At 61.2% G+C, this 12,411-nt stretch carries 10 protein-coding genes; 3 read left to right on the forward strand and 7 right to left on the reverse strand.

The window, feature by feature from the left end; all coding sequences use genetic code 11:
* Nucleotides 1-359: 359 nt before the first annotated feature.
* Together hisD and hisG are read right to left on the reverse strand one after the other, a co-directional pair.
* Complete coding sequence (gene hisD, locus AC15MQ_RS09530; protein ID WP_483079971.1) at nt 360-1,673, reverse strand: histidinol dehydrogenase; 1,314 nt, start codon at nt 1,671-1,673, stop codon at nt 360-362.
* Nucleotides 1,670-2,314 carry an ATP phosphoribosyltransferase gene (gene hisG / locus AC15MQ_RS09535; RefSeq protein WP_287666779.1) on the reverse strand — a complete coding sequence of 215 codons (645 nt, stop codon included), beginning with the start codon at nt 2,312-2,314 and terminating at the stop codon, nt 1,670-1,672. Before hisG ends, hisD begins: the two co-directional genes overlap by 4 nt.
* A 384-nt stretch (nt 2,315-2,698) precedes the next feature.
* On the opposite strand from hisG, the gene AC15MQ_RS09540 reads away from it, so the two are divergent.
* On the forward strand, nt 2,699-4,135 hold the full coding sequence (locus AC15MQ_RS09540) for a hemolysin family protein (protein WP_287666777.1): 1,437 nt from the start codon (nt 2,699-2,701) through the stop codon (nt 4,133-4,135).
* 90 nt (nt 4,136-4,225) lie between these two features.
* On the opposite strand, the gene AC15MQ_RS09545 is transcribed toward AC15MQ_RS09540, so the two are convergent.
* From AC15MQ_RS09545 to AC15MQ_RS09565, 5 genes are all read right to left on the reverse strand, one after another.
* On the reverse strand, nt 4,226-6,463 hold the full coding sequence (locus AC15MQ_RS09545; protein ID WP_287666775.1) for an arginine/lysine/ornithine decarboxylase: 2,238 nt from the start codon (nt 6,461-6,463) through the stop codon (nt 4,226-4,228).
* 115 nt (nt 6,464-6,578) lie between these two features.
* Entirely contained in the window at nt 6,579-7,145 is a 567-nt protein-coding gene (dcd, locus tag AC15MQ_RS09550) for a dCTP deaminase (RefSeq protein ID WP_287666772.1), read from the reverse strand.
* Nucleotides 7,146-7,276: 131 nt separating this feature from the next.
* Entirely contained in the window at nt 7,277-8,368 is a 1,092-nt protein-coding gene (gene apbC, locus AC15MQ_RS09555; RefSeq protein ID WP_483079972.1) for an iron-sulfur cluster carrier protein ApbC, read from the reverse strand.
* Nucleotides 8,369-8,504: 136 nt separating this feature from the next.
* A complete protein-coding gene (locus AC15MQ_RS09560) occupies nt 8,505-9,359 on the reverse strand; it encodes an inositol monophosphatase family protein (protein WP_332335229.1) in 855 nt (284 codons plus the stop codon).
* Between the two features lie 6 nt (nt 9,360-9,365).
* A complete protein-coding gene (locus AC15MQ_RS09565) occupies nt 9,366-9,917 on the reverse strand; it encodes a thioredoxin family protein (protein ID WP_287666767.1) in 552 nt (183 codons plus the stop codon).
* A gap of 56 nt (nt 9,918-9,973) precedes the next feature.
* On the opposite strand from AC15MQ_RS09565, the gene AC15MQ_RS09570 reads away from it, so the two are divergent.
* Both AC15MQ_RS09570 and pap read left to right on the forward strand, forming a co-directional pair.
* A complete protein-coding gene (locus tag AC15MQ_RS09570) occupies nt 9,974-10,732 on the forward strand; it encodes a 16S rRNA (uracil(1498)-N(3))-methyltransferase (protein WP_350497614.1) in 759 nt (252 codons plus the stop codon).
* A complete protein-coding gene (pap, locus tag AC15MQ_RS09575; protein ID WP_483079973.1) occupies nt 10,725-12,410 on the forward strand; it encodes a polyphosphate:AMP phosphotransferase in 1,686 nt (561 codons plus the stop codon). Before AC15MQ_RS09570 ends, pap begins: the two co-directional genes overlap by 8 nt.
* The last annotated feature ends 1 nt before the right edge of the window (nt 12,411 follow it).

Consider the following 12,411-nt stretch of genomic DNA (forward strand, 5'->3'; position numbering starts at 1 on the left):
TTTCGGGCATGTCGGCAACTCCCCACTCGGATTCCAGATTCGCATTCTGTCGTTCCGACGCGACTGCGGCCAGCGGAAAAGCTCCTGTCAGGAGCGGGAAAGATTCCCGGTCGAATTCCCGGTCGAGTGTCAGCAAAGTCGGCAGCGCGGGTGGGTCGCCAGCATTTTGGACGGTCAATCCAGCTGATCAATTGCGCTCCCGGCGCCGAGCACCGGTTTTCTGGCTTTGACGGTGGCGCCATTGGCATCCCTCCCTTCCCCGTTTGGAGGGGACTGTGACGGGCGTGCGAACTTCACTGCCAGTGGGACGGAAGCTAGCTACGGCGAACCGAGAAGGTGCCGACGATTTGTCCGGGGTTTCAACTTTCGAGGCGATACTCGGCCGCGCGGGCATGCGCCGGCAGGCCCTCTCCATACGCCAGCGTTGCCGCGATGCGACCGAGTGTCTTCGCGCCGGCCTGGGAGACGCGGATCAGGCTGGTTCGCTTCTGAAAATCGTAGACCCCCAGCGGTGACGAGAAACGGGCGCTGCCGGAAGTCGGCAGGACGTGGTTGGGGCCGGCGCAGTAGTCGCCGAGCGATTCGGAAGTGTAACGACCAATGAAGATCGCACCGGCGTGATGAATTTTCTCTACCCAGGCTTCGGCATCGCTCACCGACAGCTCCAGGTGTTCGGGTGCGATGCGGTTGGCGATTCCGCAGGCTTCATCGAGATCGCGCACCTGGATCAGTGCGCCGCGATTTTCCAGTGCGGCACGAATGACCTGCTGGCGCGGCATCGTGGGCAGCAGCCTGTCGAGCGATGTGGCAACGCGCTCGATGTAGGCGGCATCCGGACAGATGAGCACCGACTGCGCCAGTTCGTCGTGTTCGGCTTGAGAGAACAGGTCCATGGCCACCCAGTCGGGATTGGTCTGTCCGTCGCAGATGACGAGAATTTCCGAAGGCCCGGCAACCATATCGATGCCAACGATGCCGAAGACGCGCCGCTTGGCAGCGGCAACATAGGCGTTCCCGGGTCCCACGATCTTGTCCACCCGCGGAATGGTCTGAGTGCCATACGCCAGGGCGGCTACCGCCTGGGCACCGCCAATGGTAAACACCCGGTCGACACGGGCCAGCGCGGCAGCGGCAAGAACCAGCGGATTGTGCTCGCCGAAGGGCGTCGGTACGACCATGACCAAGTCCCTGACTCCGGCGACTCGCGCCGGAATCGCGTTCATCAGCACCGACGACGGGTATGAAGCCTTGCCGCCGGGCACGTAGAGTCCGACTCGGTCCAGCGGCGTCACTTTCTGGCCGAGCATCGTGCCGCGCGTTCCTTCGTGCTCTTCCTCGTATTGCCAACTCCGTAGCGGCTGCCGCTGATGGTATTCGAGCACACGTTGGGCGGCGGCTTCGAGCGCCTCTCGCTGCACCGATGGCAGGCCGCTGAGGGCTTGCTGCAACTCGTTCTGCGAAAGTTCCAGTTCATTCATCGAGCTGACAACGAGACCATCGAAACGCCGTGTGTACTCGATCACTGCGGCATCGCCGCGCGCCTTGACATCGGCAAGGATGCTGGCGACGGTTCGGTCCACCGACTCGTCCTGTGCCGCCTCAAAGGCCAGCAAAGCGTCGAGGCGTACCTCGAAATCGGCGTCGGTTGTGGCCAGGCGCTTGATCCGGATCATTGCTCGACCACGCGGGCAATGGCGTCGAGAATCGGCGCCAGCGTTTCGCGTTTCAGCTTGAGCGCGGCCTGATTGACGATCAGGCGCGAGGAAATGTCCATGATATGCTCGCAGGCGAGCAGGTTGTTCGCCTTCAGGGTACTGCCGGTAGACACCAGGTCGACGATGGCGTCCGCGAGTCCGGCCAGCGGTGCCAGTTCCATCGAGCCATAGAGCTTGATCAGGTCGACATGCACGCCCTTGGCGGCAAAGTGCTCGCGGGCGATATTGACGTATTTTGTCGCTACCTTGAGGCGCGCGCCTTGGCGCACGGCGTGCGCATAGTCAAAACCGGCGGGGACGGCAACCATCATCCGGCATTTGGCGATTCTGAGGTCGATAGGCTGGTACAGCCCGTCGCTACCGTGTTCGAGAAGAACGTCCTTGCCGGCGACACCGAGGTCGGCCGCGCCGTATTGCACGTAGGTCGGCGTGTCGGTGGCGCGCACGATGACTACGCGGACTTCCTTGCGGGTCGTCGGGATGATTAGCCGGCGCGAGGTTTCGGGGTCCTCGAGCGGTTCGATTCCGGCCGCTGCCAGCAGGGGCAAGGTTTCCTCGTAAATCCGGCCCTTCGACAGAGCAATGGTGATGCCGTTCACGGCGCGTTTCCTGGGCGACAAAGTGCGCATTCTACCGCAATGCATCGCTGCCGGTCGTCGGGTTCCCTGGTGTGCGGGACGCCGGTTTTCGCGATTCCCGGCCGGTTCCTCGTCCGGCGTACTCGGCGAGTCTACGCGGAATCAGGCCGCGCGTCGGACCGATGGTGGCCTTGCCGTCGGGCAGATGGGATGCGAATAGCTGGAGTTTGGACATAAATGTCGTATTATTCGGGCGCCGCGGCGCGAATGGGGGAAAACCTTGCACAACTGCAAGAGTTATGCAGCCCGCGGTGACGATGGCGCTGGCTCGGGTTGTTCCTCGCGGTGGCGGCAAGAGGGACAATCGGTGTGGTCGGACGCCGCAGACACCGGAGGAGCATGTACATGGAACAAATGGGTCTTTATTTCAACCTGGTGCTGATTCTGGCTTTTGTCGCCGGCAATGCTTTTTTTGTCGGCTCGGAGATCGCCATTTCCTCGGCGCGCCGCAGCCGCATCAAGCAGTTGGCCGAAGAGGGCGACAGGCGGGCGGCCCGGGTCGAGATGCTGCACAACGAACCGGAGCGCTTCTACTCGGTAACCCAGGTCGGCATCACGCTGGTCTCGCTGGGTCTTGGTGCCGTCGGTATGGAGACGATCAGCAATCTGACCGATTCGACCTTTGTTGCGACGTTTTTGATGTTCGGCAATAGCGAGGCGCTGATCAAGGCGGCGCATACCATGTCCTATGTTTTTGCCTTCATCGTGATTTCCTTTCTGCACGTGGTTGCCGGGGAACTGGCGCCGAAAGTGCTCGCCTTCCACAAGGCCGAGCAGCTGAGCATGGCCGTTGGTGGCATCATCAACATCATGTACCTGACCTTCAGGCCTCTGATCTACATCATGAAGCTGTCTTCCGACGGGTTGCTGCGGATTTTCGGGCAGCGCAATCTGGAGGGCCATGGCGAGAGCCACTTCACGATGTCCGTCGAGGAAATCCGCATGATCCTTTCCGCGAGCGAGAAGGACGGGACACTGGCGCCGGAAGAAACCGAGATGATCCGTGGCGTGTTCAAGCTCGACGAGCACACGGTGCGTGAGGCGATGATCCCGCGTACGCGGATCCGCGCCCTGGCTAAGGAGGATACTCTGGCCGAGGCGCTGCGGGTCTTCCGCGACGTCCCGCACGCACGTTTTCCGGTGTTCGACAAGAGCCTGGACCGGATTGTCGGCGTGGTGGCGATCAAGGAACTGTTGACCGTGATGGCCGAAAGCAGTGGCCAGACCCTCGAAGAGGTGAGTCAACGCCCGGTCAGCGAGTTTGTGCAGGCGCCGTACGTGGTTCCGAACAGCAAGTTGTTGAGCGACCTGCTCAAGGACTTCAAGCGTACACGGCAACAGATGGCAGTCGTGATCGACGAGTATGGCGGCACCGAAGGCATTATCACGCTCGAAGACATCCTCGAGGAAATCGTCGGCGACTACGAGGACGAATTTACCCGCCAGGCGAGGCGTGTGAAGAAACTGCTGGGTAGCCAATACGAGATCGATGCGTCAATGCGGGTCTCCGACCTCGATGTACTGCTCGACTTCCCCTTCCCCACCGACGACGACTACGTCACGCTCGCGGGCCTGTTCTACAAGCGGCACGGCAGCGTGCCCAAGGTCGGCGATACCGTCAAACTTGAGGGTGGCCAACTGACGGTGCTGGAGATGGACAACCACCGGATCACCTTGTTGAAGTTCGAAGACACCGCGGTGGGTGACGACGGCGTCGTTCGCCTGGTTGAAAACTCTTCGGCGGCGGATACCAACCTGGCAACTCCTGAAGCGCCCCAGTAGTCGCTTGGCGTAACCGCTGAACTGTGAGGGGCATGGATGAGGCGTCTGCCTGCGGGCCGAGGCGACGCCTGTACCCTCATCAGCCCCTCATCAGCGTACGCAATCCACCGAGTAGACCGGTTTGCCGTCGACGATAGCCTTCACCAGGCCATGCACGTCGGTTTCGAAGCCCGGGAAGTGCTCGTTGAAATCGCGCGCGAATTGAAGATAGCGAACGATCGTCGCGTTGAAGCGCTCGCCAGGTATCAGGAGCGGAATTCCTGGCGGGTAGGGTGTTAGTAGCGTACTGGTAATCCGCCCTTCGAGATCGTCGATCGGAACTCGGTCGATCTCGCGGTGCGCCATCCTGGCGAAAGCGTCGGTCGGTTTCATCGCTGGTTCCATGTCCGAGAGATACATGCGCGTGGTCAGGTGGGCGACGTCATTGGCCGCGTAGACGCCGTGGATCTGCCCGCAGAGGTCCTTGAGGCCGCAGCCCTCGTAGCGCGGATTCTTTGCCAGGAACACCGGCATCACCTTCCACAACGGCAGGTTCTGGTCGTAACCATCCTTGAACTGTTGCAGTTCGGTGACCATCGTGTTCCATCGGCCCTTGGTAATGCCGATGGTGAACATGATGAAGAACGAATACAGGCCGCACTTCTCGACGATGATGCCGTGCTCGGCCAGGTACTTGGTGACGATTGCTGCGGGAATGCCCCACTCGGCGAAATCGCCGTCAACATCCAGACCTGGGGTAATGATTGTGGCCTTGATCGGGTCGAGCATGTTGAAGCCTTCGGCGAGCATGCCAAAGCCGTGCCAACGTTCCCCAGGCTTGAGTATCCAGGCTGAACGGTCTTCGAGTCCTTCACCCGCGAGGTCGTCGGGTCCCCACACCTTGAACCACCAGTCGGCGCCCCATTCCTGCTCGACCTTGCGCATCGTGCTGCGGAAGTTGAGCGCCTCGGCAATCGACTCTTCGACCAGCGCCGTCCCGCCGGGAGCCTCCATCATCGCTGCGGCGACGTCGCAGGAAGCGATGATGGCGTATTGCGGCGACGTCGAGGTGTGCATCAGGTAAGCCTCGTTGAATACGTCACGGTCGAGTTTCCGTCCTTCGGAATTTTGTACCAGAATCTGCGAGGCCTGCGAGAGACCCGCCAGCAGCTTGTGGGTCGACTGCGTCGAGAAGATCATCGCGTCCTTGCAGCGCGGGCGATCGGCGCCGATGGCATGATAATCGCCATAGAAATCGTGGAAGGCCGCGTGTGGCAGCCAGGCCTCGTCGAAATGCAGCGTGTCGATCACGCCATCGAGCATTTCCTTGATTTCCTCGACGTTGTAGAGGATCCCGTCATACGTGCTCTGGGTGATGGTGAGGACCCGCGGTTTGGCGTCGACCGCGCGCGCGAAGGGATGCGCGGCGATTTTCTTCTCGATGTTCTCCCAGCGGAATTCCGCCTTCGGAATCGGTCCGATGATCCCATAGTGGTTGCGCGTCGGCATCAGGAACACGGGGATGGCGCCGGTCATGATGATCGAGTGGAGAATCGACTTGTGACAGTTGCGGTCGACGATGACGATGTCTCCCGGCGCAACGGTCGAGTGCCAGACGATCTTGTTCGATGTGGATGTCCCGTTGGTGACGAAAAAAAGGTGATCGGCGTTGAAGATGCGTGCGGCGTTGCGTTCCGAGGCTGCCACCGGGCCGGTGTGGTCGAGCAGTTGCCCGAGTTCCTCGACGGCATTGCAGACGTCGGCGCGCAACATGTTCTCGCCGAAGAACTGGTGGAACATGCGGCCGACCGGGCTCTTGAGAAAGGCCACTCCGCCCGAGTGACCCGGGCAGTGCCAGGAATACGAACCGTCCTCGGCATAGTGCGTCAGGGCGCGGAAGAACGGCGGGGACAGGCTTTCCAGGTAGGCCCTGGCCTCGCGAACCACATAGCGACCGATGAATTCGGCGGTGTCTTCGAACATGTGGATGAAGCCGTGCAACTCGCGCAGGACATCGTTCGGGATGTGGCGCGAGGTTCGCGTCTCGCCGTACAGGAAGATCGGGATATCCTCGTTGCGGCAGCGAATCGCCTTGACGAAGGCACGCAGGCTGGCGATGGTCTGCTCGGCCTTGCCGTTTCTGAAGTCTTCGTCGTCGATCGAGAGAATGAACGTCGAGGCACGGCTCTGCTGCTGCGCAAAGGAAGTCATGTCACCAAAGCTGGTGACGCCGAAGACCTCAAAACCCTTCTTTTCGATCGCCTTGGCGAGTGACCGAATACCGAGCCCACCGGTGTTCTCGGAACGGTAGTCCTTGTCGATGACGATGACCGGAAAATTGAAGTGCATGCGGGAATCCAGTACCAAATCAAGAGTGGAAGGACGACAGTGTCGCGGGGGATTCCAGGGGTAGATGATCGGCATGCCCGCCGCGCCTGCGGGGTGGTGGGCAGGGGCAAAGCCCTCAGATCTTCGGCAAGGTCACCCCGGTCTGACCCTGGTACTTGCCGCCGCGATCCTTGTACGATGTTTCACATTCCTCGTCGGATTCGAAGAACAGGACTTGCGCGATGCCTTCGTTGGCGTAGATCTTGGCGGGCAGTGGCGTGGTGTTCGAAAACTCGAGCGTTACATGGCCTTCCCATTCGGGTTCAAACGGCGTCACGTTGACGATGATGCCGCAACGAGCATAGGTGCTCTTGCCCAGACAGATGGTCAGCACACTGCGCGGGATGCGGAAATACTCGATGGTGCGTGCCAGGGCAAAAGAGTTCGGCGGAATGATGCAGAAATCGCTGGTGACCTCGACAAAGGAATTGGGATCGAAGTTTTTCGGATCCACGATTGTCGAGTTCAGATTGGTGAACAGCTTGAATTCCCTTGAACAGCGAATGTCGTAGCCGTAGCTCGAGGTCCCGTAAGAGACGATGCGGCGGCCGTCGATCTCTCGCACCTGTTGCGGCTCGAAGGGATCGATCATGCCGTGCTGTTCCGCCATGCGGCGGATCCACCTATCCGATTTGATTGACATCGCGCTTCACCCGGACACCCCGATATGGGAAAGGTCCCCATTCTACGGTGTCTGGGAGGCGGAAGAAACTGCTCGCTAAGCTGGCGCTCGCGAAGCTGGCGTTTGGGCCGTCGTCGCGCGCGCCAGCCCGCTCAGGTGTTCTGGACGACGATGTTCGGAAACCGGGTGCTCATGTCTCTGGTCCGTTCTGCGACCTTGACCGCCAGTCGGCGAGCGATCGCGCGGTAGATGTCGGCCGCGCGCGAGTCGGGGGCGCCCACGACCGTGGGTTTGCCCGAGTCGGTCAACTCGCGGATCGACAGTTCCAGTGGCAGGGAACCGAGCAACTCCGTATCGTAATCCTGGCACATCTGTTCGCCGCCGCCGTGACCGAAAATGTGTTCCGCATGTCCACATTGCGAGCAGATGTGGATACTCATGTTCTCCACCAGGCCGAGAATCGGGATGCCTACCTTCTCGAACATCTTCAGGCCCTTGCGCGCGTCGATCAGGGCGATGTCCTGTGGGGTGGTGACGATCACCGCGCCGGTCACAGGCACTTTCTGCGCCAGGGTCAGTTGCGTGTCGCCGGTCCCGGGGGGCATGTCGACCAGCAGGTAATCGAGGTTGTGCCAGTTGGTCTGCTTGAGCAACTGCTCGAGCGCCTGGGTGACCATCGGTCCCCGCCAGACCATTGGCGAATCGATGTCGATCATGAAGCCGATCGACATCGCCTGTAGACCATACGCCTGCAATGGGTCCATCGAGACGCCATCCTGCGACTCGGGTTTCTGTCCCACCAGGCCAAGCATCTGCGGTTGGGAAGGGCCATAGATGTCGGCGTCGAGCAGCCCGACGCGGGCGCCTTCCTGCGCCAGTGCCAGCGCCAGATTCACCGCCGTTGTACTCTTGCCGACACCACCTTTGCCGGAAGCGATGGCGATGATGTTCTTGACACCCGGCAGCGGTTTCAAGCCGCGCTGCACGGTGTGGGCGACGATGTTGACCGCTACATTGACGCTGATCTTGCCGATGCCCGGGATCGCCGCGAGTTTTCCGACGACTGCGCCGCGAATGTCATCGAGCTGTGTTTGCGCGGGATAACCCAACTCGATATCGAGCGAGACGTCTGCGCCTTGAACCCGGATGTTCCTGGCCGAACGTGTCGAGACATAATCTCTATGGGTATTGGGATCGATCAGATCCTTCAGTGCCGCTTGTACGATTTCAATGTCGATAGCCATTGGTCAAAGCTCCTGTGGTAGATACTGGACTAATTTACTCCAGTTTACACCAAAACCGGCTGTCGACTGCTCGCGGCAATCCTCCCGGCCACGGATCATGCATTGTTCCCGCGCGCTGCCAGGGCGGTGCCGATCTTCAGGAATGGGGTTGACGCACCCAGTTTCGCCAGGCTTCGAAGACTGCCGGGTGCAGCGCGGCGATCACCGGCCGACGCCATACCTCGTCGGCATCGTAGTCGTCGTGCTCGAGGGTGCACATCTGACCACCGGCCTCGCGCAGGATCAGACTGCCGGCGGCGTAGTCCCAGAGCATCTGGCCACCGTGCAGGTAGAGGTCGAGCCGGCCGGCGGCGAGATTGCACCAGTCGAGCGTCGAACTTCCAAAATTACGTTGCGAGTAGAAAGGGGGGCTAACGGCGATACGATCGGCCAGCAGCTTCGGGATGCGCTTGAAGTCTACTCCGCCGACGGCGCGTCCGATATCCGCGGTGACCTGGCGGAGCGGCAACCGGCGGCCGTTGAGGTAGGCGCCATGGCCTTCGCGAGCATAGAACATCTCGTCGGTGATCGGGTTGTAGGTTATCGCCAGACGTGTGCGCCGCGCGCGCATCCAGGCGATGGAAACCGCAAAGCACGGCAGCCCGTTGATGAAGTTGGTCGTGCCGTCAATCGGGTCGATGCACCAGAGTCCGCGGTCGTCGTCGCTGCTGTCGTGCCACCTGGCTTGCTGTACCGCAGCCGTCATCTCTTCGCCGATGATCGGGCAGTGGTGAATCTCAGTCAGCCGGTCAAGAAGAAAATGCTGCGCGGCCAGGTCGGCCTCCGAGCACAGCGAGCCGTCGTCCTTGCGCTGGCCATGACTGACGCGCAAGAAGCGCGGAATGATTTCTCGCTGCGCGACTTCCCGGACCAGCGCAACACTGGCATCGAGCATCTGTTTCAGGTCGCTGTCGGCGATCGCCACCGTGGTGGTGTTCTTTGCATTGCGCATGCCGAGTCAGGCGCGCCACTTGATCGAGCAGCCGATGCTGGCAATCTGCTCACGCGGACCCTGTCCGGTTTCGGCAATCAGGCGCATCGCCTCGAAGAGCTCGCGTCGGACATGGGGCCCTGCCGGCAGGCGTCCGCTGGCATCGAGACGTCCCCGGTACTGCAGTTGGAGTTGCTGGTTGAAGCCGAAGAAATCCGGTGTGCATACGGCGCCGTAGGCGCGCGCGACAGCCTGTGTGGTGTCATGCAGGTAGGGAAAGGAAAAGGCCAGTTGTTCGGCCACACGCTGCATGTTTTCCAGGGAATCCTCCGGGTATTCGACGGGGTCGTTGCTCATGATGGCTGCAACGCCAATGCCCAGTGCCTGCAAGTCACGCGCGTCACGGCAGATACGGTCGATGACGGCCTTGACGTAGGGGCAGTGGTTGCAAATGAACATCAGCAGCAAGCCATTCGGGCCGCGCAAAGAAGCAAGGGTGTGTCGCGAAGCATGCGTATCCTCGAGTTCGAAGTCGACGGCCTGCCAGCCAAAGTCACAAACCGGGGTATTGCTTGCCATCACCGACATCCTTCCAAACAACGACCACTGAGCCCTTAAGCTCTTATAATAGCACGGTGGATTGCCCCCGCTTTTATTGCCCGCTGCCGCTGGCGGTCGGAGAACGCGTCGATTTGCCGGCGCGGGTTGCGCAGCATGCGGTCAGGGTGTTGCGCCTACGTTGTGGCGACGCGTTGACGCTCTTCAACGGGGCCGGCGGGGAATACCGTGCCCGGATAATCGACGGCGTGCGTGAGCGGGTCAGCGTCGAAGTCTACGAATGGCTTGCCACGGAGCGTGAATCGCCGCTTTCGGTTTCTCTGGTGCAGGCGCTGCAAGCCGGTGAGAAGATGGACCTGACGGTACAGAAGGCCGTCGAACTGGGCGTTGGGCGCATTGTCCCGGTGCTCTCGAGGCGCAGTGTGCTGCGTCTCGAAGGCGAGCGCGCCCAGCGCCGCCTGGAGCATTGGCGCGGCATCGTGGCCGCAGCCTGCGAGCAGTGCGGGCGCAATCGGCTGCCTGAAGTGGCGGCTCCAGAGAGCCTCGAAAAATGGCTGATGCGGAAGCCCGTGAACGCGAGTGTGCGTCTGACCCTGGCGCCCACGGCGGGATGTTCTCTGACGACGCTGCCGCCGGCGGCCGGCGGCGCAATTGAACTGCTGGTCGGCCCCGAGGGGGGGCTGGCACCCGAGGAGGTGCGGTTGGCGGCGTTGACCGGTTTTGTCTCGGTCCGCCTTGGGCCGCGTGTCCTGCGTACCGAAACGGCTGGCCTCGCTGCCCTGGCAGCAATCCAGTTTTTGTGGGGTGACTTGAAGGAGGAGACTACTGATGTTTGAATCAGCAGAACTTGGGCACAAGGTCGACAAGGAAACGTTCCGGGTCGAGGAACCGAAGCTGCGCGCGGCGCTGCTCGAAACGCAGGAGCAATTGCGCGAAAACGGCAGCTTTCCGGTGATCATTCTGATCAGCGGTGTCGACGGGTCCGGCAAGGGTGAAACGATCAACATCCTCTATGAGTGGATGGACCCACGTTACCTCTCGACGCATGCCTTTTACGCGCCGACCACTGAAGAGCGCGCCCGCCCGTCGATGTGGCGGTACTGGCGTGCGCTGCCCCCGAAAGGGCGAATCGGGATCTTTTCGGGTTCGTGGTATTCGCACCCGATCGCCGAGCGAATCAGCAACAGCCTTTCACGATCCGATTTCGACCAGCGCATGGATCAGCTCAACCGTTTCGAGGCGATGCTGGTCAACGAAGGCGCGCTGGTGCTCAAGTTCTGGATCCACCTCTCCAAGGATGCGCAACGCGAGCGCCTGAAGTCGATTGAAGCGAACCCGCTGACCCGCTGGCGAGTGACCAAGGCGAGTTGGGATCGTCTGAAGACTTACGACAAATTGCAGGAAGTTGCCGGCCACCTGCTGCGCACGACGAACACCCCCTGGGCGCCGTGGATCATCGTCGAGGGCACCGACGACCGTTATCGTTCTCTGACCGTCGGCCGGACGATCCTCGACTCGCTGCAGAGGCGGTTGGCCGAAAAGCGCGAGCAGAATTCGCCGGTGGCCCCGCCGTTGTCGCCGCGAGTCGACAGTCTCGATGTGCTGAGTTCGCTGGACATGTCGCAGAGTCTGAACAAGAAGGCCTACGAAACGGAACTGGCCACCTGGCAGGGGCGGCTGGCGGAGTTGATGCGCCACCCGGAGTTCAAGAAACGGGCGTTGATTCTCGCTTTCGAGGGTTCGGACGCAGCCGGCAAGGGCGGTGCCATTCGGCGCGTCATGTCGGCCATGGACGCGCGCCAATATCAAATCATCCCGATCGCCGCGCCAACCGAAGAAGAGCGCGCACAGCCCTATCTGTGGCGATTCTGGCGGCACATGCCGCGCCTCGGGCGAGTGGCCATTTTCGACCGCACCTGGTTTGGTCGCGTGCTCGTCGAGCGGGTGGAGGGATTCTGTAGCGAAGCGGACTGGTTGCGTGCCTATTCCGAGATCAACGATTTCGAACATGACATCTGGCGTGCAGGCGGCATTGTCATCAAGTTCTGGCTGCAGATCAGCGACGAGGAACAACTCAAACGCTTCGAGGAGCGCGCCCAGATCGAGCACAAACGCTTCAAGATCACCGAGGAAGACTGGCGCAACCGCGAGAAGGCAGGCGCCTATCATACGGCGGTCTGTGACATGGTCGACCGTACCAGTTCCGGTACCGCGCCGTGGACCATCGTCGAGTCCAACGACAAATTGTTTGCCCGGATCAAGGTCTTGCGGACGATCTGCGAACGTCTGGAAAAGGAACTGAAAGTCGACCCGATGAAGGAGGCAAGGGTTCTGATGCCGAGAGCGGCGAAGGCAGAGGCGCTGAAGGAGGCGAGAACCGAGGGGCCACCGTCAGCCGAGCATGCCCAGGACGCCAAGGCCCAGAAGGCGAAAACCTTGCGCGTCGAGAAGGAGAAAGAGGCGAAGGATCTGAAAGCCGCCAAGGCCGGCGAGAAGGCCAGACCGGCGGTGTGAG

It is taken from the genome of Candidatus Accumulibacter propinquus, assembly GCF_056856495.1.